This window comes from Mycobacterium sp. IS-3022 (assembly GCF_001500065.1).
GTDB lineage: Bacteria > Actinomycetota > Actinomycetes > Mycobacteriales > Mycobacteriaceae > Mycobacterium.
In genome coordinates, this window is sequence record NZ_LQIN01000008.1 from 47,836 (window position 1) to 68,380 (window position 20,545).

The 20,545-nt window shown below is 68.6% G+C and carries 20 protein-coding genes; 10 read left to right on the top strand and 10 right to left on the bottom strand.

Features of this window, described 5'->3' with window-relative positions:
- Positions 1–2: 2 nt before the first annotated feature.
- Both AU188_RS07870 and AU188_RS07875 read right to left on the bottom strand, forming a co-directional pair.
- Positions 3–1,169, bottom strand: coding sequence for an FAD-binding oxidoreductase (locus AU188_RS07870; RefSeq protein WP_059163180.1), 1,167 nt, complete (start codon positions 1,167–1,169; stop codon positions 3–5).
- Positions 1,170–1,187: 18 nt separating this feature from the next.
- Positions 1,188–2,198 carry a hypothetical protein gene (locus AU188_RS07875; protein ID WP_059163181.1) on the bottom strand — a complete coding sequence of 337 codons (1,011 nt, stop codon included), beginning with the start codon at positions 2,196–2,198 and terminating at the stop codon, positions 1,188–1,190.
- 97 nt (positions 2,199–2,295) lie between these two features.
- Between AU188_RS07875 and AU188_RS07880 the strand changes: the two genes are divergently transcribed.
- Positions 2,296–2,922, top strand: a complete 627-nt coding sequence (locus AU188_RS07880) for a TetR/AcrR family transcriptional regulator (RefSeq protein ID WP_172799431.1) — start codon at positions 2,296–2,298, stop codon at positions 2,920–2,922.
- Between the two features lie 34 nt (positions 2,923–2,956).
- Here AU188_RS07880 and AU188_RS07885 read toward each other — a convergent pair whose 3' ends face one another.
- Together AU188_RS07885 and AU188_RS07890 are read right to left on the bottom strand one after the other, a co-directional pair.
- The gene (locus tag AU188_RS07885; protein ID WP_059163183.1) at positions 2,957–3,607 is read right to left on the bottom strand and encodes a GAP family protein; all 651 of its coding nucleotides are present in this window, start codon (positions 3,605–3,607) and stop codon (positions 2,957–2,959) included.
- A complete protein-coding gene (locus AU188_RS07890) occupies positions 3,607–4,020 on the bottom strand; it encodes an Rv0361 family membrane protein (RefSeq protein WP_082686539.1) in 414 nt (137 codons plus the stop codon). The genes AU188_RS07885 and AU188_RS07890 overlap by 1 nt, the downstream gene beginning before the upstream one ends.
- A gap of 199 nt (positions 4,021–4,219) precedes the next feature.
- Between AU188_RS07890 and clpB the strand changes: the two genes are divergently transcribed.
- Positions 4,220–6,766 carry an ATP-dependent chaperone ClpB gene (gene clpB, locus AU188_RS07895; protein ID WP_059163184.1) on the top strand — a complete coding sequence of 849 codons (2,547 nt, stop codon included), beginning with the start codon at positions 4,220–4,222 and terminating at the stop codon, positions 6,764–6,766.
- Between the two features lie 40 nt (positions 6,767–6,806).
- Here the strand turns inward: clpB and AU188_RS07900 are convergent, their stop codons facing one another.
- Positions 6,807–8,459, bottom strand: a complete 1,653-nt coding sequence (locus AU188_RS07900; protein ID WP_059163185.1) for an acyl-CoA synthetase — start codon at positions 8,457–8,459, stop codon at positions 6,807–6,809.
- Positions 8,460–8,573: 114 nt separating this feature from the next.
- Here AU188_RS07900 and ttfA point away from each other — a divergent pair, with 114 nt between their 5' ends.
- From ttfA to nhaA, 6 genes are read left to right on the top strand one after another with little or no spacing between them, the layout of a single operon-like run.
- Complete coding sequence (gene ttfA, locus AU188_RS07905) at positions 8,574–9,410, top strand: trehalose monomycolate transport factor TtfA (RefSeq protein ID WP_059163186.1); 837 nt, start codon at positions 8,574–8,576, stop codon at positions 9,408–9,410.
- Positions 9,411–9,424: 14 nt separating this feature from the next.
- The gene (locus tag AU188_RS07910; protein WP_059163187.1) at positions 9,425–10,201 is read left to right on the top strand and encodes an SDR family NAD(P)-dependent oxidoreductase; all 777 of its coding nucleotides are present in this window, start codon (positions 9,425–9,427) and stop codon (positions 10,199–10,201) included.
- 12 nt (positions 10,202–10,213) lie between these two features.
- Positions 10,214–11,113: a hypothetical protein gene (locus AU188_RS07915; RefSeq protein WP_059163188.1), complete on the top strand. Its 900-nt coding sequence runs from the start codon at positions 10,214–10,216 to the stop codon at positions 11,111–11,113.
- Positions 11,106–11,780, top strand: a complete 675-nt coding sequence (locus AU188_RS07920; RefSeq protein ID WP_059163189.1) for a TrmH family RNA methyltransferase — start codon at positions 11,106–11,108, stop codon at positions 11,778–11,780. Before AU188_RS07915 ends, AU188_RS07920 begins: the two co-directional genes overlap by 8 nt.
- A 15-nt stretch (positions 11,781–11,795) precedes the next feature.
- Complete coding sequence (locus AU188_RS07925) at positions 11,796–12,899, top strand: glycoside hydrolase family 76 protein (protein WP_059163237.1); 1,104 nt, start codon at positions 11,796–11,798, stop codon at positions 12,897–12,899.
- Positions 12,857–14,752: a Na+/H+ antiporter NhaA gene (gene nhaA, locus AU188_RS07930; protein WP_059163190.1), complete on the top strand. Its 1,896-nt coding sequence runs from the start codon at positions 12,857–12,859 to the stop codon at positions 14,750–14,752. The genes AU188_RS07925 and nhaA overlap by 43 nt, the downstream gene beginning before the upstream one ends.
- On the opposite strand, the gene AU188_RS07935 is transcribed toward nhaA, so the two are convergent.
- Positions 14,749–15,432, bottom strand: coding sequence for a DedA family protein (locus AU188_RS07935; protein WP_059163238.1), 684 nt, complete (start codon positions 15,430–15,432; stop codon positions 14,749–14,751). The two genes, nhaA and AU188_RS07935, sit on opposite strands and share 4 nt — an antisense overlap.
- Positions 15,433–15,540: 108 nt before the next feature.
- On the opposite strand from AU188_RS07935, the gene fbaA reads away from it, so the two are divergent.
- Positions 15,541–16,581 carry a class II fructose-bisphosphate aldolase gene (fbaA, locus tag AU188_RS07940; RefSeq protein ID WP_059163191.1) on the top strand — a complete coding sequence of 347 codons (1,041 nt, stop codon included), beginning with the start codon at positions 15,541–15,543 and terminating at the stop codon, positions 16,579–16,581.
- Positions 16,582–16,607: 26 nt separating this feature from the next.
- Here fbaA and AU188_RS07945 read toward each other — a convergent pair whose 3' ends face one another.
- Complete coding sequence (locus AU188_RS07945) at positions 16,608–17,510, bottom strand: Rv0361 family membrane protein (RefSeq protein ID WP_059163192.1); 903 nt, start codon at positions 17,508–17,510, stop codon at positions 16,608–16,610.
- 115 nt (positions 17,511–17,625) lie between these two features.
- Here AU188_RS07945 and AU188_RS07950 point away from each other — a divergent pair, with 115 nt between their 5' ends.
- Positions 17,626–18,042, top strand: coding sequence for a DUF3151 domain-containing protein (locus AU188_RS07950; protein WP_059163193.1), 417 nt, complete (start codon positions 17,626–17,628; stop codon positions 18,040–18,042).
- Here AU188_RS07950 and AU188_RS07955 read toward each other — a convergent pair whose 3' ends face one another.
- The 3 genes from AU188_RS07955 to AU188_RS07965 all read right to left on the bottom strand — a co-directional run bounded on the left by AU188_RS07955 (position 18,043) and on the right by AU188_RS07965 (position 20,449).
- Positions 18,043–18,933 carry a cation diffusion facilitator family transporter gene (locus AU188_RS07955; RefSeq protein ID WP_059163194.1) on the bottom strand — a complete coding sequence of 297 codons (891 nt, stop codon included), beginning with the start codon at positions 18,931–18,933 and terminating at the stop codon, positions 18,043–18,045.
- Between the two features lie 43 nt (positions 18,934–18,976).
- Positions 18,977–19,756 carry a site-2 protease family protein gene (locus AU188_RS07960; RefSeq protein WP_059163195.1) on the bottom strand — a complete coding sequence of 260 codons (780 nt, stop codon included), beginning with the start codon at positions 19,754–19,756 and terminating at the stop codon, positions 18,977–18,979.
- Between the two features lie 114 nt (positions 19,757–19,870).
- On the bottom strand, positions 19,871–20,449 hold the full coding sequence (locus AU188_RS07965; RefSeq protein WP_059163239.1) for a hypothetical protein: 579 nt from the start codon (positions 20,447–20,449) through the stop codon (positions 19,871–19,873).
- Between the last annotated feature and the right edge of the window lie 96 nt (positions 20,450–20,545).

Sequence of the window (20,545 nt, forward strand, 5' to 3'; positions counted from 1 at the left end):
CTTCAGGAAACCAGCGGATCGTGTTGAATCCGTTCGGCCGGTGCGCCTTTTGCGATCAACGCGGCCTTCGTCGCCGTCACCATCTCCGGTCCACCGCAGATCAGGATCTGCCGATCACCCCAGTTGCCGTAGCGGGTCACCACGTCGGCCAGCGTGCCGGTCTGCCGCACGTGCAGGCCGCGCGGAGGCTGCACATCGGGATATTCGCGCGCCCACGGCGGGTCGACGTTGAACTCCGACACCGGGGTGACCGACAGCCACGGGTTCTGCGAAGCGATCTGCCAAAGGGTGGGCAGGTCGTAGAGGTCGCACGGATAGCGGCCGCCGAAGAACAGATGCACGCGCGGGTTGACGCCCCAGCGGGTGAGATCCATGATCAGCGTCCGCAGCGGCGCGAGGCCGGAGCTGCCCGCGACCATCAACACGTCGCCCCCGTCGCGGTCGATGTGCAGGCCACCGTGCGGGTTCGACAGCCGCCACCGGTCGCCGGGCTTCGTCTCGCCGACGATGGCGGTGCTCACCATGCCGCCGGTCACCGAGCGGATGTGGAACTCGATGGCGCCGGCGGGATCGGTCGGGATCGACGGGCTCAGGTAGCGCCACCGGCGTGGCCACTGCGGAACCTGCACCGTGACGTACTGACCCGGGTGGTAGAACAGCGGGCGGTCCAGTTGCAACCGTACGACGGAGACGTCGCGGGTGGCGCGGATGTGCTCGAGCACCGTGCCGTCGCAGAACGGCGGGCCCTGCTCCGCGTCGGCGGCGCCCCGCATCAGCCCGATCATCAGTGCCACGGCGTCATGCGTGGCCTCGGCGAGCGTGTCGTCCCAGCGCTCGGCCAGGTGACTGCGAAAGCTGCTGTACAGCGCGTTCTGCATGCTGTCGTAATGACGTTGCGCCACACCGTATTTACGATGATCCCGGCCGAGCTGGGCCAGGAACGCCACCGGCTCCTGCGCCCGCTGGTCGGCGAGTTCACCCAGCACCCACGTGACGGCGTGGGCGAACCGGTTGCGCTGGGCTTCCATGTCCGGCGGGAAGAGGTCACGCACCGAGGTGTCGATGGCGAACCAGTGCGTGTAGAAGCGGCGAACCAGCTCACCGGAGCCGAGCGCGGGATCGACCGCGTCGCGCAGCGTGCGCAGCGCGTCACGGTCGTCGAGTCCCACGCGGCCCCAGTGTAAGTGTCAGGCTGAGCTGGTCCTTCGCTGCCGAAGCGCCGCGATCACGATCAGCGCGGCGCCGAACGCCGCCCAGCAGGTCAGCACGATGACCGGCACCGTGGCGCCCGCCCCGTCGAAGAAGGCGGCGGACCGCAGCAGGGTGGCGTTGGCGCCCTGCGGCAGCAACTGTCCGAACTGCCCCCAGCCGCTCGGCAGCAGGTCGGGGGCGGTGTTCAACCCGGACAGCGGGTTGCCGACGAGCAGCGCGGTGACCGCGCCCAACGCCAGGCCGACCCGGCCGAACAGCGATCCCAGGCCCAGCAGGGTCAATCCCGTGGCCAGGATGCCGAGCGTCAGGGCGCCGGTGACACCCCAGAAATTCGCGTCGATCGAACCCAGCACCCAACGCAGCAGCCCGGCGATCGACACGCCCGCCACGCCCGCGAACACCACCGCGGCGGTGAACCGGGTCCACACCTCCCGCTTGAGCGCGAACAGCAGCGCGATCGCGGGCAGCAGACCGGCCAGCGTGATGGGCAGTGCCGACGCGGCCAACCCGGCTCCGCGCGGATCGTCGGCGGTCGGCGGCGCAAGGTCCTCGACCTGCAACTGCGTTCCGGTCTTCTGGGCGATGCCGTTGCCGATCTGGGTCAGCATCTGGGCGATCATCGGGCTGCCGCCGGTGGCGATCATCAGCGTGGGACCGTCGGGCCCGAGCGCGATGCCGCCGTAGACGTCGCGGTTGCGGATCGCCTCGCGCAGCGCTTCTGCGCCCGGGTAGTAGGTGAACGCGAACGCGCCCGGCGCTTGCTGTTCCATCGTCGCGGCGACTTGGCCGCTCGCCGCCTGCGGTCCCGCCGCGCCGATCGGCACGTCGTGCGGTGCGGTGCGTGCGGCGGGCAGTGCGAAAGCGAGCGCGACGATCGCGAGCACAACGGTGAGCACGACCACCACGGCGGTCGCACGGATTGCGGCCGGCGGCTCGTGGCCGCCCGATGCGTGGTGGTTGGGCCTTGCGGCCGTTTCGATAGTCATGGCAACACCTTTTCATTCGTCGTTGAATTACTGGTATCGGCAGCGTAACTCCGGGCCGCAACTATTTCAACACCTAGTGAAATGTTAGCCTGGCGATATGGCATCACCAGCGAAAACGCGCCGCGGACGCCGCCTGGGTGAACCGGTGTCTCGCGACGCGGTGCTGGCGGCCGCGCGCAAGCGGTTCGGCGCCGAGGGGTACGAGAGGACGACCCTTCGGGCGATCGCCCGCGATGCCCACGTCGATCCGTCGATGGTGCTGTACCTGTTCGGCTCCAAGGCCGACCTGTTCCGGGAGTCGCTGAGCCTGATCGTCGACCCGGAGGTGCTGGCGGCGGCCGTCGCCGGCGGGCCGGACGAGGACCCGGACATCGGCACCCGGCTGGTGCGCACGTATCTGCACATCTGGCAGTCGCCCGAAACGGGTCCGACGATGGTGGCGATGCTGCAGTCGGCCACGTCGAACGCCGACGCCCACGAGGCGTTCCGCGGGTTCATGCAGAACTACGTCTTGACCGCGGTCTCCGGGCGGCTCGGCGGCGGGCCGCAGGCCAGGTTGCGCGCGCTGTTGGCCGCGAGCCAACTCGTCGGGACAGCGGTGCTGCGCTTCGTCATGAAGATCGAGCCGTTGGCATCGCTGCCGGATGACGATCTGGTGCGGTTGGTCGCGCCGACGGTGACGCGGTACCTGACCGCAGATGCCGCCGAGCTCGGGCTGCCGTAGCCCCGCGCCACAGCCCAAGCCGTGCAGCGCTGACTCAGAGTCCGTGAATTCCTTTGTACAACACGAGGATTCCGATCACCACCAGGATGCCCGCCACCAGGGTGGCGTGCTGTCGCTCCATCCAGTCCGCGAGCCGGGCCAGCGGGCCGTCGAGGCGGTCACCAGACACCGCGTAGGCCAGGATCGGCGCCGCCACCGTGGATGCCGCGACGACGACGAACCATGTGACTCCCACCCAGTCGTCGCGCGGGCCGCCGCCCGCGGTACCGATCGCGAGACCCGATGCGGCACAGATGAACAACACTTTCGGGTTGACGACGGTCAGTGCCATCGCGGCGCCGCCGGCACGCGCCGGGGTCAGCTTGCTCAGGCTCTGCATCCAGCGCGGCGTGTGCGCCGACGTCCTGCGGGTGAACCAGCGGTAGAGGCCGAACACGATCAGTGCCGCGCCGACTCCGATGCGCAACCACGACGCCCATCCCGGCGGCCTCTGCTCCCGCCCGCCCAGCAGGCTGGACACCTGCAGGAAAACGACCGTCAGCACGGTCAGCCCGATCAGCCAGCCGGCGAGGAAGGCCAGGCCGGTCGGGCGTGGCTTCGGCGTGTGCAGCACGAGCACCGCCGGGATGATCGACAGCGGCGAGAGCGCGATCACCAGCGCCAGGGGGACGAGTTCGGTGAGCACTATGCGGCTTGGGTCGGGTGGTAGTGGCAGGCCTTCCACTGGCTGCCCTCGCGCACGAAGTCGATGTCGAAGGTCTTGGCGTCGGGCTGGTTCGCGGCGGCGAACCGGACGGTCGCGACGGCCTTGACCGCGGGGCGGCCCGCGACCGTCACCGAGTTGATCGAGATCCGGGTGGGGCCGTCCGCTTTCCGGCTCGCGTACCACTCGGTCTCGAAACCGTCGGCATGCCGCATGACGGCGCAGACGTGCGTGGCGAACGACGGGAAATCCGAGCGGTTGTAGGAGCCGTTCATCCCGTCGAGGACGGCGCGGACCTGGTCGGCATCGCCGGCCGCACGCGCGGGGGCGATCAGCGCAGACGAAATCGACACGCCCACGGCGGCGGCCGCGAGCATGGCGGCGAGTCGACGCATGGCTCAAGCGTCGCCGATACAGGTGTGAAAGTTGTGACACCTGAGCGGCGTGTTGCCGTCTACGCCGCGGTGGCGATGTTTGGAAGCGGCGAAATTGGCTAGACTTGAGCGGAACAGACTCAAGATTGACGACGTTGAACCATGCGACAAGCATTTCCGGTAGCTCGCGTAGCTCACGAACCAAGAAAGGCACCGTGTCGTGGACTCGTTCAACCCGACGACCAAGACCCAGGCGGCGTTGACCGCGTCGTTGCAGGCGGCAACCACCGCAGGCAACCCGCAGATCACCCCCGCCCATCTGTTGATGGCTTTGCTGACCCAAAACGACGGCATCGCCGCACCCCTGCTCGAGGCCGTCGGCGTCGAACCCGCGACCATTCGCTCGGAGACGCAGCGACTTCTCGACCGGTTGCCCAGCGCCAGCGGCGCGGCCTCACAGCCGCAGTTGTCGCCCCAGGCCCTGGCCGCGATCACCGCCGCCCAGCACCTGGCGACCGAGATGGACGACGAGTACGTCTCGACCGAACACCTCATGGTCGGTCTCGCGACCGGCGACTCGGACGTTGCAAAGCTGCTCACCGGGCACGGCGCATCCCCGCAGGCGCTGCGCGAGGCCTTCGTCAAGGTGCGCGGCAGCGCCCGGGTAACCAGCCCGGATCCCGAAGGCACCTATCAGGCCTTGGAGAAGTACTCCACGGACCTGACCGCGCGCGCCCGCGAAGGCAAGCTCGACCCGGTCATCGGACGCGACAACGAGATTCGTCGCGTCGTGCAGGTCTTGTCCCGCCGCACCAAGAACAATCCGGTGCTCATCGGTGAGCCCGGCGTCGGCAAGACTGCGATCGTCGAGGGCCTGGCCCAGCGCATCGTCGCCGGCGACGTACCCGAGAGCCTGCGCGACAAGACCGTCATCAGCCTGGATCTGGGCTCGATGGTCGCCGGGTCGAAGTACCGCGGCGAGTTCGAGGAGCGCCTCAAGGCCGTGCTCGACGACATCAAGAACTCGGCCGGCCAGATCATCACGTTCATCGACGAGCTGCACACCATCGTCGGCGCCGGCGCGACCGGCGAATCCTCGATGGACGCCGGCAACATGATCAAGCCGATGCTCGCCCGCGGCGAGCTGCGCCTGGTCGGCGCGACCACGCTCGACGAGTACCGCAAGTACATCGAGAAGGACGCCGCGCTGGAGCGCCGCTTCCAGCAGGTGTTCGTCGGCGAGCCGTCGGTCGAGGACACCGTCGGCATCCTGCGCGGACTGAAGGACCGCTACGAGGTGCACCACGGCGTGCGGATCACCGACTCGGCGCTGGTCTCGGCGGCCACGCTGTCCGACCGCTACATCACCAGCCGGTTCCTGCCCGACAAGGCCATCGACCTGGTCGACGAGGCCGCATCGCGGTTGCGGATGGAGATCGACTCGCGGCCCGTCGAGATCGATGAGGTCGAGCGGCTGGTGCGTCGCCTCGAGATCGAGGAGATGGCGCTGTCCAAGGAAGAGGACGCCGCCTCCAAGGAACGGCTGGAGAAGTTGCGCGCCGAGTTGGCCGACCACAAAGAAAAGTTGGCCGAACTGACGACTCGGTGGCAGAACGAGAAGGGCGCCATCGACGTCGTGCGCGAGCTCAAGGAGCAGCTCGAGGTGCTGCGCGGCGAGGCCGACCGCGCCGAACGCGACGGCAACCTCGAAAAGGCCGCCGAACTGCGCTACGGCCGCATCCCGGAGGTCGAGAAGAAGCTCGACGCGGCACTGCCACAGGCCGAGGCGCGCGAGGACCTGATGCTCAAGGAGGAGGTCGGGCCCGACGACATCGCCGACGTGGTGTCGGCGTGGACCGGGATTCCGGCGGGCCGGATGCTCGAGGGCGAGACCGCCAAGCTGCTGCGAATGGAAGACGAGCTCGGTAAGCGCGTCGTCGGCCAGCGCAAGGCCGTGCAGGCCGTATCGGACGCGGTGCGGCGTTCCCGCGCCGGGGTCGCCGACCCGAACCGGCCGACCGGCTCGTTCATGTTCCTCGGCCCGACCGGTGTGGGCAAGACCGAGTTGGCCAAGGCGCTGGCGGAGTTCCTGTTCGACGACGAACGCGCGATGGTCCGCATCGACATGAGCGAGTACGGCGAGAAGCACTCGGTCGCCCGCCTCGTCGGTGCGCCTCCCGGCTACATCGGCTACGACCAGGGCGGTCAGCTGACCGAGGCGGTGCGGCGGCGTCCGTACACGGTGATCCTGTTCGACGAGATCGAAAAGGCCCACCCGGACGTTTTCGACGTCCTGTTGCAGGTGCTCGACGAGGGCAGGCTGACCGACGGGCAGGGTCGCACCGTCGACTTCCGCAACACCATCCTGATCCTGACGTCCAACCTCGGTGCCGGCGGCAGCGAGGAGCAGGTGATGGCCGCAGTGCGCGGGGCGTTCAAGCCAGAGTTCATCAACCGGCTCGACGACGTGATCGTGTTCGACGGGCTCAACCCCGAGGAACTGGTCCACATCGTCGACATCCAGCTCGAGCAGCTGGCCAAGCGGTTGGCCCAGCGCAGGCTCACCCTCGAGGTGTCGCTGCCGGCCAAGAAGTGGCTGGCGCAGCGCGGCTTCGACCCGCAGTACGGCGCCCGGCCGCTGCGCAGGCTGATCCAGCAGGCCATCGGCGACCAGCTCGCCAAGATGCTGCTGGCCGGCGAGGTGCACGACGGCGACGTGGTGCCGGTCAACGTCAGCCCCGACGGCGACAGCCTGGTGCTCGGTTAGGTCGATACACGAGCTGTCCCGCGGCCGTCCGGTCCGCGGGTCAGCTCGTGACGTCCATTTCGACCAGGACTCGGCGCAGCAGCTTTCCGGTGGCGTTGCGGGGTAACTCGTCGACGAACACCACGTCGCGCGGGACCTTGTGCCGCGCCAGGTTGTCCTTCACGTACTGCTTGATCTCCGCCGCATCCCGCGCCGCACCCGGCTCGGAAACGATGAAGGCGCGCAACCGCTTTCCGAACTCGACGTCGTCGACACCGACCACCGCCACTTCAGCGACATCGGGGCGCTCCTCGAGCAGATTCTCCACTTCCTGCGGGAAGACGTTCTCGCCGCCGGACACGATCATGTCGTCGTCGCGGCCGTCGACGAACAGCAGCCCGTTCGCGTCGAAATGTCCCATGTCGCCGCTGGACATGTAGCCGTCGAGGATCTGCTTGTTCCGGCCGTCGGTGTATCCGGAGAACGGCGCGCCGTTGCGGATGAAGATCCGGCCGCGACGGTTCGCACCTACGACCCGTTGATCGTGTTCGTCATATAGCACCACCTCGCATGTCACCGGGGCGCGGCCCGCGGTGCCGGGCGCGGCACGAAGCTCGGCCGGGGTGGCGACGGTGGCGATGGCGCATTCGGTGGAGCCGTACATGTTGTACAGAACGTCGCCGAAGGTGTCCTGGATCCGAGTGGACAGGTCGGGACTCAGCGCCGAGCCGGCGATCAGGATCACCTTCAACGACGAGGTGTCGTACCGGGCGATGACATCGGGCGCGAGCTCGACCATCCGGTGCAGCATCGTCGGAACTGCGACCAACATGTCGGCCTTGTGGTCGGCGATGAGCTTCAACGTGGCCTCCGGCTTGAATCGCCTGGAGGTCACCACCTTGTTGCCCAATGCGGCACCGACGGTGTAGGTGGCCCAACCTGTGCTGTGGAAGATCGGCGAGACAATGACCATGGTGCCTCTGCGGGGGAACGGTATTCGGTCGACGATCTGCGCGGTGGCAAGCGGATTGACCGATTCCCGCGGCGCGCCCTTGGGCAGGCCGGTCGTGCCGCTGGTGAGGATGACCGAGCTACCGGCTTTCGCGGGTGGAGGCAGCGGCTCGGTGGAGTTCGTCGCGACGATGTCGTCGAGGGTCTGAGTGCCCGGAGGCAGCTCGGCGCCGTCGTCCACCCAGACCAGCACGCGCGGCAGGTCGGTGGGCAGCGCGTCGAGCAGCGCGAGGAACTCGCTGTCGTGCAACATGACGCCGACGTTCTCGCGTTCGCAGACTTGCGCGAACTGCGGCTTGGCGAAACCGGTGTTCATCAGGACCATGCGGGCGCCGAGCTTGCCGCATGCGGCCATGGTGATCACCAGCCCACGGTGGTCGCGGCACAGCACGCCGACGACAGAGCCCGCCGAAACGCCGAGCCCCCGCAGGCCACGCGCCAACGCCCACGATTGGTCGTCTACCTGCTTGTACGTCAATGTCCCGCGCTCGTCGACGATGGCCGGCAAGGTCGCATACCTGTGCCCACCGAGGATCGCCATCGTCGCCTGGGGGCCGTAGACGCGCGCGAGCTTGGCGCCCCGAACCGTCGAATTCAGGTCCTTGACGTCGATGACGCCGGTCTCGACGAGTCGCTTGACGGCGCGACCCGCCTCGGATACGTGCTGCAGCTTCTGCCGAATGCCGGTCACCGCATCACCCATCCGACCTCCTCCGTTGTGGATCACGCGTGCAGGCTGGAGCTTCACGCTATGTGATGGGGCTGTGATCTGGTTGAGTTCGGGTTTACGGACTACCTGCAAGTAGGCTAGGGCGCAATGGTTCCGCTTTGGTTCACGCTGTCCGCACTGTGCTTCGTGGGTGCGGCGGTGCTGTTGTACGTCGACGTCGACCGTCGACGCGGGCTGGGACGCCGACGCAAGTCCTGGGCGAAGTCGCACGGCTTCGACTACGAGCACGAATCGAACGACATCGTCAAGCGCTGGAAGCGTGGCGTGATGTCGACCGTCGGCGATGTCACCGCCAAGAACGTCGTGTTGGGTCAGATCCGCGGCGAGGCGGTGTTCATCTTCGACCTCGAGGACGTGGCGACGGTGATCGCGCTGCACCGCAAGGTCGGCACCAACGTCGTCGTGGACCTGCGGCTCAAGGGCATCAAAGAGCCGCGGGAGAACGACATCTGGCTGCTCGGCGCGATCGGCCCGCGGATGGTCTACTCCACCAACCTCGACGCCGCGCGGCGCGCGTGCGACCGGCGGATGGTGACGTTCGCCCACACCGCCCCGGACTGCGCCGAGATCATGTGGAACGAGGAGCACTGGACGTTGGTGTCGATGCCGGTCACCAGCACGAGGGCGCAGTGGGACGAGGGCTTGCGCACCGTGCGTCAGTTCAACGACCTGCTGCGGGTGCTGCCGCCGACTCCACAGGCCATGGCGAGCCAGAGCAGCCAGGCCGCGCTGGCCCGGCGCAGCGGGTCGCCGAGCCGACCGCTCACCCCCGCCGGCCGCGCCGAACCGGCCCCCGGCCGCGCCGAGGCACCTCCGCGCCCGGAAGCCGCTCGCTACCCCCAGCAGCCGCCCGCCCGCCCCGATGCGGCCCGGCGGCAGCCGCCGTCGCGCAACGGACGGCAGTCGCCGCACTATCAGCGGTAAGTAATCTCTAGAGCATGTCTCGCCCCGTCGCACTGATCACCGGGCCGACGTCCGGCATCGGCGCGGGTTTCGCCCGCAGGTACGCCCGCGACGGTCACGACCTGGTCCTCGTCGCCCGCGACGGAGCGCGACTCGAACGCCTGGCCGCCGAACTGCGCGGCGAAACCGGCGCGGACGTCGAGGTGCTCACCGCCGACCTCGCCGAGTCCGCCGACCGGGCCAAGGTCGCCGACCGGCTGGCCGCCGGCGTGCAGGTGTTGGTCAACAACGCGGGGTTCGGCACCTCCGGCGAGTTCTGGACCGCCGACCTCGCGCTGCTGCAGTCGCAGTTGGACGTCAACGTCACCGCCGTCATGGAGCTGACGCACGCCGCGTTGCCGCCGATGCTGGCCGCGCACCGGGGCACGGTGATCAACGTCGCCAGCGTCGCCGGCCTGCTGCCCGGCCGGGGGTCGACGTATTCGGCGTCCAAGGCGTGGGTGATCGCGTTCTCCGAGGGCCTGGCCAACGGCCTGGGCGGCACCGGCGTCGGCGTGCACGCGCTGTGCCCGGGGTTCGTCCGCACCGAGTTCCACCAGCGGGCCGGCATCGACATGGACGGCACGCCGTCGTGGTTCTGGCTCGAAGTCGACGACGTGGTGGGCGAGACGATGGCGGGCGTGGCCAAGGGCAAGGTGGTCATCGTGCCCGGCCTGCAGTACAAGGCATTGACCGTCGGCGGGCGGCTCGTGCCGCGAAACCTGGTGCGAGCGATGACGAAAGTCGTTGGCCGTGGCCGCAGCAGGACGTAGAGCTTGCCTCACGTGCGTGCCCTGACCGCAGCGCTGGCAGCGATCGTCGTCGTCGCGGCCTGTTCGTGTTCCACTGACGATCGGTTGGCGCGACCCTACGCCGCGCAGACTGCGACCATCGGCGAATCGCTTGCGACGCTGGGCTGGAACATGTCGGTGTCGAACCTGCGTTTCGACGGCGACTACGTCCTGTTCGACGTCGACGCGTCACCGTCGGAACCCGGCGGCGCGCACACCAAGCCCGAAGACATCCGGTTCGGCCTCTACGGGGCCCTCGCACACCCGATCGAGGCCAACGCGATCGGAGCGTGCCGCGACGTGACCAACCTTGAGGTGCAACCACTTTCGGCTCCGACGCCGGACCGCCTCACCGGCACGGTGTGCATCGGGCCGGCGCGCGACCAGGCGCAGGTGCGAGGCGTGTACGCCTACTCGCCGAGCGACCGGGTACCGGGCACCACCATCGCGCACCCGGTGGCGTTCCCCGTCGGGTTGCCCGCGGTCAGGGACAATGACACCGGGCTGTCGCTCAAGACCACGAGCCTCGACGCGTTCCGCGCCGACGGCGCCATGCTCGACGCGACGGCGCTGGGCGACCCGAACGCGTTCACCGGCAACGGCTACATGTTGATCGGCCTCGAAATCAGTGGCCTGGCCGAGCAGTACCGCGACGTCTCAGAGCAGCGTGGTGGGCCCGCGATGGTGTTGGTGTCGCCGACGCTGCCCCCGCCCGGACTCGACCACGCGTGCGACGTCTACGGCGGTTCGGTGCTGGTGCTGCCCGACGCCTCCCGTGACGCGGTCCAGGTTCGTGCGTCGCTGTGCACCCAGGGGGAGATCAACAACGCCCTGCTGTATGCGACGGTTTCGCTGGTCGGCACGCATGCCGCGCTGTGGACCGAGGATGCCTGAGCCGCCGGGGCAGGATGTCGCCGCCGCCGCGGCTCCGGGACCAACGGAGTGGGGTGAGGGCCCGGGCGTCGGTCCGTGGCCCGGTCCGCCGCCTACCGACCCGCGCTATGACCCCGTGCTGCTGCGCGACGGCGACACCCGCAATGTCGTTGACGCATACCGGTATTGGACGCGGGAGGCGATCATCGCCGACATCGATACCCGCAGGCACCCGCTGCACATTGCGATCGAGAACTTCGGCAACGACGCCAACATCGGCGCGGTGGTGCGCACCGCCAACGCGTTCGCCGTCCACACCGTGCACATCGTCGGCAGGCGGCGCTGGAACCGTCGCGGCGCGATGGTGACCGATCGCTATCAGCGACTGCGCCACCACGACACCACCGCCGCACTGCTCGCGTTCGCCGCAGATGCCGGGCTCACCGTCGTCGCCGTCGACAACATCCCGGGCGCCGCGCGCCTCGAGACCACCTCGCTGCCGCGGGACTGCCTGCTGATCTTCGGCCAGGAGGGGCCCGGCATCACCGACGAGGCGAGGGCCGGCGCCGCGCTGACCGTGTCCATCGCCCAGTTCGGCTCGACCCGCAGCATCAACGCCGGCGTCGCCGCCGGTATCGCGATGCACACCTGGATCACTCAACACGGGGACCTTTCGGCGGCCTGGTAGGGCAGGATCGACACCATGGATCAGCTCTGGGCCAACCGCGCAGCCAGCGCTGAGGCCGCGATCGCCAAGCGACACCTCAAACGGCTGTGGGGCTTGCCCGGCACACAACTGGGCGTGGTCGCCTGGCCCGCGGCGCGGCAGCACCGACTGTTCGGCACGTGGCACTACTGGTGGCAGGCGCATCTGCTGGACAACCTCGTCGACGCGCAAGTGCGCGACCCGCGACCCGAGCGGCAGAAGATGATCGTCCGTCAGATCCGCACGCACCGGTTGCGCAACAACCTTCGGTGGACCAACGACTACTACGACGACATGGCGTGGCTGGCGCTGGCGCTCGAACGCGCAGCCAGGCTGGCGGGGGTGCAGCGACCGAAGGCGCTCGAGAAACTGGCCGATCAGTTCGTCAACGCCTGGGTGCCCGAGGACGGCGGCGGCATCCCGTGGCGCAAGCAGGACCAGTTCTTCAACGCCCCGGCCAACGGTCCTGCGGCGATCTTCCTGGCCCGCTACGACGACCGGTTGCGCCGCGCCCAGCAGATGTCGGACTGGATCGACGAGACCCTGATCGACCCGGACACCCACCTGGTATTCGACGGGATCAAGGGCGGCTCGCTGGTGCGGGCCCAGTACACGTACTGCCAGGGCGTGGTGCTGGGCCTGGAAACCGAACTGGCCGCGCGCACCGATGACCCCGACCACGCCCGGCGGGTGCACCGGCTGGTCACGGCGGTCGCAGAGAACATGGCGCCCGACGGTGTCATCAAGGGCGCCGGTGGCGGCGACGGCGGCCTGTTCAACGGCATCCTGGCGCGCTATCTCGCCCTGGTTGCGACCATGCTGCCGCAGGGCGGCGACGACGACGGCGCGGCCCGCGACACCGCCCGCTCACTGGTGTTGCGCTCGGCCGAGGCGGCGTGGCAGAACCGACAGACCGTCGACGGGCTGCCCCTGTTCAGCGCGTTCTGGGAGCGCACCGCCGAAATCCCCACGGCCGCAGGCGGTCAGGCGCAGTTCGTCGAGGGTGCGGTCAACGCCTCCGAGGTGCCCGAGCGCGATCTGTCGGTGCAGCTGTCGGGATGGATGCTGATGGAAGCCGCCCACGCAGTGACCGAGGAGTGAGCGCCTCGCGCTCGGTTCCGCGGATCGTCCGCCTGCTGCCGACACGGTTCAGCCGCGACGCCAAGGCGGTAAAAACCGAAGAGAACACCGCGGCCGCCCTGCTGCTGCTCTTCACGATCGCCGCGCTCGTTTGGGCGAATTCCCCGTGGGCGCATGGTTATTGGGCGCTTCTCGACACCCACGTCGGGTTCACCTTCGCCGAGCACCGCTTCGAGCTGACCGTCAAACATCTGGTCAACGACGGGCTGATGGCGTTCTTCTTCTTCATCGTCGGGCTCGAGGTGAAGCACGAATTCGCAATCGGTGAGCTGACCGACCGGGCGAGGGCGGCGGTGCCGGTGGTGGCGGCCATCGCCGGACTGGCGGTGCCCGCCGCGATCTTCCTGATGTTCAATCCGTCCGGCGAGAACGCCGAGGCGTGGGGTGTGGTGATATCCACCGACACCGCGTTTCTGATCGGCGCGCTGGCGGTCATCAAACCGAAGTTCCCGGCACGGTTGCGGATCTTCCTGCTGACCCTGGCCGTCGTCGACGACGTCGGCGCGCTCGGCGTGATCGCGCTGTTCTACTCCGACCGCATCAGCGTTGCGCCGCTTGCGGTCTCGCTCGCAATCATCGTGGCGCTCGCGCTGGTGCAGTTCCTGCCGGCGGCGCGCGGTCCCGCCTACGCCGCGCTCGGCGTCGCGCTGTGGATCGGGCTGTTCATGGCCGGTGTGCACCCGACGCTGGCGGGCGTCGCCGTGGCGCTGCTGATTCCGGTGTTCTCGCCGGAGCGCAGCCAGGTAGAGGAGGCCGTCGCGCGCATCCGTGCGTTCCGGCAGTCGCCGAACTCGCGTTACGCCCGCGAGGTGACCCGCGGTCTGCGGGATTCGATCTCGATCAACGAACGCCTGCAGACCGGCGTGCGGCCGTATGTGTCGTTCGTGGTGCTGCCGCTGTTCGCGTTGGTCAACGCCGGGGTGGTGCTCGATGCGGCCGGCGTGACGGCGGCCCTGCGTTCGCCGCTGACGTGGGGCATCGTCGTCGGTCTGGTGGTCGGCAAGTTCGTCGGCATCACCACCTCGACGTGGGTGATGCGGCGCAGCGGTGTCGGCGAACTGGCGCCGGGACTGACGTTGCGCCGGATCGCCGGTGGCGCCGCGCTGTCGGGAATCGGTTTCACGATCTCGCTATTCATCGTCGACATCGCGATCGACGACCCGGGGCGCCAGGAACAGGCGATCATCGGGGTGCTGATCGCCTCGGTGGTCGCCTTCCTGCTCGGATGGGCGATCTTCCGCATCACCGACTGGCTCAGTCCGCCGGACCCGGTCGGGCTGAATCTGCTGCGCCCGATCGACCCGGACCGTGACCACATCAAGGGCGATCCCGACGCCCCGCTGACGCTCGTGGAGTACGGCGACTTCGAGTGCCCGTTCTGCAGCCGGGCCACCGGCGCGATCGACGAAGTGCGCGACCACTTCGGCGCCGAACTGCGCTATGTATGGCGTCATCTGCCGCTGGAACGTGCACACCCACGCGCGTTCGACGCCGCGCGGGCGAGCGAGGCGGCCGCGGCGCAAGGCAGATTCTGGGAGATGGCCCGGGAGCTGTTCGGCCACCAGGACGACCTGGAGTGGTCGGACATGTACCGCTACGCGGTGGCGGCGGGCTGCGACATCGAGCGGTTCGACCAGGACGTACGCGCGCACCCGTCGAAGGTGCTGCACCACGTCCAGGACGACGCGCAGGACGCGGAACTGATGGACCTGAACTCGACGCCGACGTTCTTCGTCAACGGCAAGCGGCACAGGGGCCCGTTCGACGCCGCCAGCCTGATCCGCGCGCTCGAGAGCGGCCGAGTCGGCCGTTAGCCCGGCTGCTCGCCGGAGTCGATCGGCGGCGCCGCGATCCCGGCCCGCTTGGCGGCCCGGCGCCGCTTGAACCACTCGATGAACATCGGCAGCACGGAGACCACCACGATCGCGATGACGATCGGCTCGAGCAGCTTCTGGATGATCTCGAACCGGCCGAGCCAGTAGCCCAACAGCGTCAGCCCGACCCCCCAGACGACGGCGCCGATCACGTTGAACAGCGTGAAGGCCCCGTAGTTCATCCGGGCAGCGCCGGCGGTCAGCGGTGCGAGCGTGCGCACGATCGGCACGAACCGGGCGATGACGATCGCGAACGGGCCGCGCTGTTCGAAGAACACGTGCGCTTCGTCGAGGTACTTCTGCTTCAGGAACCGCGCATCCGGCTTGAACATCGCGGTGCCGACGTTGCGGCCGATCCAGTAGCCGACCTGGCCGCCCAGGATGGCGGCGATCGGGATGAACACCAGCAGCTGCCACAGCTGGAAGTTGATTACCTCGCCGCCGCCTTCGGCCAACGCGGCCGTGCCGGCGGCCAGCATGCCCGCCACGAACAGCAGCGAGTCGCCGGGCAGGATCGGGAACAGCACCCCCGACTCGACGAAGATGACCACCAGCAGCCCGACCAGCGCCCACGTGCCGAAGTAGCCGAGCAGCGTCATCGGGTCGAGGAAGTCCGGCATCAGCGCCAGCTGGTCGGTCGCCGCGAGGGCCGAGATGGTCACAGTGCCCCAAGATACCGGTCGGCCTCCCCGGTGGGATAATCACCGAAACCGCCGAGAGGACCGCTCATGGCCATCGCAACGCCCGAGGTGTACGCGGAGATGCTCGGCCGGGCCAAGGAGCACGGGTTCGCATTTCCGGCCATCAACTGCACGTCGTCGGAGTCCGTCAACGCCGCGATCAAGGGCTTCGCCGACGCCGGCAGTGACGGCATCATCCAGTTCTCCACCGGCGGAGCCGAATTCGCGTCCGGTCTGGGTGTCAAGGACATGGTCACCGGTGCGGTCGCGCTGGCCGAGTTCGCCCACGTCGTCGCCGCGAAGTATCCGATCACCGTGGCGCTGCACACCGACCACTGTCCGAAGGACAAGCTCGACACCTATGTACGCCCGCTGCTGGCGATCTCACAGCAACGCGTCTCCGAGGGCGGGCAGCCGCTGTTCCAGTCGCATATGTGGGACGGGTCAGCGGTGCCGATCGACGAAAACCTCGAGATCGCCCGCGAACTGCTCAAGGAGGCCGCCGCGGCGAAGATCATCCTGGAGATCGAGATCGGCGTGGTCGGCGGTGAGGAAGACGGCGTGGCGCACGAGATCAACGACAAGCTCTACACCACTGCAGAGGATTTCGAGAAGACCGTCGAGGTGCTCGGTGCGGGCGAACACGGCAGGTACCTGTTGGCGGCGACGTTCGGCAACGTGCACGGCGTGTACAAGCCCGGCAACGTCAAACTGCGGCCCGAGGTGCTGGCAGAGGGACAGCGGGTCGCCGCCGCCAAACTCGGGTTGCCCTCGGACGCAAAGCCTTTCGACTTCGTCTTCCACGGCGGTTCGGGTTCGCTGAAGTCCGAGATCGAGGATTCGCTCCGGTATGGAGTGGTGAAGATGAACGTCGACACCGACACCCAGTACGCGTTCACCCGGCCCGTCGCGGCGCACATGTTCACCAACTACGACGGCGTGCTGAAGATCGACGGGGAAGTCGGCGACAAGAAGGCTTACGACCCGCGCAGCTATCTGAAGAAGGCGGAGGCGTCGATGACCGAACGCGTCATCGAGGCGTGCCGTGATCTGCACAGCGCCGGCCGTTCGGTCACCGCAAACCAGTGATCGGCGATCGGTAGCGCCGAAGCCGCCTATTGGGGCGCCTGGCAGATCTTCCACTGGTCGTCGCGGAACTCCAGGTCGAAGCTGCGGGTGGACCGGGTCTGCGGAGCGTAGGCCATGAACGCGGTGACATTCGCCTCGGCGTGATCGCCGTTGATCACCACCTGGTCGATGCTGGCGACCACCGGATACTGCTTGGCCGCGGCCACCCGCTCGTGGATCTCCGCCCAGGTCTTGTCGTCGTACTTGACGTAGCTGTCGCGCTTGCTTCCGCAGGTGATACCGCGCAGCGTCGCCAGGTCGCCGTTCTGGATCGCCGTGTCGAACTCCTCGATGGCGGCGCGGACCATCTCCTCCTGCGACACCTTGGGTTGCGAGTCCCGGGTCAGCAGCACGGTGCCGAGCACCGCGATCGCGACCAGCGCGGCGATGACCAGCACCACGGCCACCACCCAACCCCAGCTGCGGCGCTGCGCCGGTGGCTTGGGCGCTTCGCCGCGCGGGGGAATGACTTGCGGCGCAACGGGTTTCTGCTGTCCGGCAGTTTCGGAAGGGGAGGCGAAAACTTCGGTGGCCGGATCGGCCGGCGTGTCGATCCGCTGCGTGGTGCCCGCGTCGAAACCCGACGGCGCGGTGAATCGGCGCTCACCCTCCTGGATGTGCGGCGCCTCCGCTGTCTGCGGTCCGGCGGCCGCCATGACCTCGGTCGCGGGTTCGTGATCACCGTGCTGCTCGATCGCCTCGGTCGCCGGTTCCGGATCGTGTGGGGCCTCTGCCTCCGATGCTGGCTCCGGGGCGTCGCCGACGGTTCCCTCGTCGCCCGGCGAATCCGCGGGCTCGGGCGCTTCGGGGTTCTCGGAGGCGTCAACGTCCGAGGCGTCCGGCTCGGCCGAGACGTCTTCCGGCTGGTCAGGCCCTGGTGGGTTCGACATGCCTGCTGCGGTCCTCCCTTACGACGCTACGGCGGGAAGCTTAGTCACTGGTCCGGCCCGTCGCTGGGACCCGTGCGCCCATCGGGACCGTTCACGTGCACGGCACAATGGGGCCATGACACGGATGGGTGATCTCCTGGGGCCGGATCCGGTGCTGCTGCCGGGCGACAGCGACGCCGAGGCCGAACTCGCCGCGGGCGAGAAGCCGGCGATCGTGGCGGCCGCACATCCGTCGGCCTCGGTCGCGTGGGCGACGCTGGCCGAGGAGGCGCTGGCCGACGACAGGGCCGTCACCGCGTATGCCTACGCACGCACCGGCTACCACCGCGGGCTGGATCAGTTGCGGCGCAACGGGTGGAAGGGTTTTGGTCCCGTGCCCTTCCGTCACGAGCCCAACCGCGGCTTCCTGCGCTGTGTGGCCGCGCTGGCGCGCGCGGCCGACGCGATCGGTGAGACCGACGAGAACCAGCGCTGCCTCGATCTGCTCGACGACTGCGACCCGTCGGCGCGGGCCGAACTCGGGCTTGCCTGACTACTCCGCTTCACACCGGCAGTCGGTGCCGCCGTCGGGCGGTTCCACCTGAACCGTCGAATGGTCCAGCCCACGCGCGGTGAGCACCGCGCGCGCGTCGTCGAGCACCGACGCCGAGTCCCGGTCGCTGGTCAGGTGCGCGGTGACCATGTCCTTACCCGGCACCAACGTCCACACGTGCAGGTCGTGCACTTCGGTCACGCCCTCGACGGCGCACAACGCGGTGCGTAGCTCCTCGACGTCGATGTGGGTGGGCGACGACTCCGACAGGATGCGCACCGCCGCGCGCGCCAGCGAGATCGCCCGCGGCAGCACCCACAGCGCCACGAACACGGCGACCACGACGTCGGCGTACGGCCAGCCCGTCGTGACCGTCACGATGCCGGCGATCAGCACGCCGACGCTGCCGACGGTGTCGGCGACGACCTCCATGTAGGCGCCGCGGACGGCCAGGCTGTTCTCCGAATGCGCCCGCAAGAGCAGTACGACGACCGCGTTGGCCACCAGACCCGCCAACGCGACGACGATCATCGGCACGCCGGGCACCTCCGGCGCGTCGCCGAGCCGCTCGAATGCCTCGGAGAGGATGAACACGGCCATCCCCAGCAACAGCACCGCGTTGGCCACGGCCGTGAAGACCTCGGCGCGATGCCAGCCGTACGTGCGGGCGGGCGAGGCGCTGCCGTGGCGGGCGAGCAGCACCGCGGTCAGGCCCATGAACATCGCCACCAGGTCCGTGAGCATGTGGCCCGCGTCGGCCAGCAGCGCGATGGAATTGATCAGCAGCGCGGTGACCAGCTCGAGCGCGAAGAACCCGGTCAGGATCGCCGCGGCGATGACCATCCGGCTGACGCGGGTGTCACGCTGACTGTGATCGTGGCCGGCACCCATGCCAGCAATCTATGCAAAACTTCGCATATGTCGCAAGTGGCGATCAGAACCAGGCTGACCAGAACCTTGTCAACGAATTGCCTGCCCCGACCAGTTGGCGCGGCACGTCGGAGATGTCGAAGAACCACAGCACGATGTCCCAGAACCATTGGTTGAGCCCCGGCGCCAGCAGCAGGAGCAGCAGGATGAAGAACCCCCACTGCTTTGCGGGTTGCAGCGCCCGCTGCGTGTCGGGGCTCAGGTGAGGCTCCAGCGCGCCGTAGCCGTCCAGGCCGGGGATCGGCAGCATGTTGAGCACGAAGGCCGTCACCTGAAGGAACCCGAGGAAGGCCACACCGGCCCAGAACACCGAACGCTCTGAGTCGCGCAGCAGCGCGGTCAGGGTCAACAGCAGCACCGCGAACACCAGGTTGGTGCCGGGGCCTGCGAGGCTCACCAGAGACTTCTGGCGCTTGGTCATGAACGACGTGCGCACCCAAACCGCCCCGCCGGGCAGCCCGATTCCGCCGATCGCGATGATCAGCACCGGAAGCCCGATCGACAGCAGCGGATTCGAGTACTTCAGCGGGTTCAACGTCAGATAGCCCCGGACCGGGACGTCGTGGTCACCGAACTTCCAGGCGGTGTATGCGTGCGCGAACTCGTGCAGGCACAGCGTCACCACCCAGCCGGCGATGACGAAGACGAACACGCCGACGTAGGCGAGCGGTTCGACAGTGTCCGCTGCCAGCCACGCCAGCACGCCGCCGACCACCGTTGTCGCGACGATCGCCAGGAAGATCGGGCTCGGCCGCACCGACTGATGCAGCGGATGGACGGTCACCTCACGAAACCTACCGTTTCGCCGAAACCGACGTAATGGCGGAAAAATGCGGGTGGATTCCGCCATTACGTCGGTCTCGCGAGTCGTTGAGCAACCCGCAGCCTCGGTGACTGGCTATCGGACCCGCAGCCACCCTTCGGTGTGCCGGTAGAACGTCGAACGCTTGACCGGACGGGCCGCAGGCGCACCGTCCCGGACGACGCGGGCGCCGCTGGTGCCGAGCTGGGCGGCGCGGCCGGCGACCCAGCGCCGCGGGCCGGCGCCGACGACGGTCGCGCGCAGGCCGGGCATGGTCGCCGTCGGCTCGATGCGCACCGCGGGCACCGTGCCGTCGAACAGCACGGTGTCGTCGACGACGGCCTCGCCGTGCAGTGGGTGTCCGGCGGGTTCGCCCCGCCACTCGGCGGCGCCGACGATCACCGCGCCGGCGTCGTCGCGGATGAGCGGAATCCGGGTCGCGCTGCCGCGCAGGGCCCGTCGCGCATGCCACGGGCGCCGCACGTGCGCCACCTCGACACCGAGCCGGTCGGTGCGCAGCAGCCGGGTCAGCACCGCCGCCAGGTCGGCGTCGGCGCCGACCACGATCAGGCGTCGGCAGGGCGCGTCGGGGTCCTCGGCGACGGGCAGAGCCCGCAGCGCGCGAGGTGGTCGCCGGCCGCCGAACAGCAACACCACGACGTCAGTGGCGTTCAACGCGGCTCCTCGCATACGGCTGGGATAAGGTAGCTCACCGGCTGCACAGTGTCCATGCAACTGAGCGTGGATGCAGATTAAGCGGGAGACCAAGCC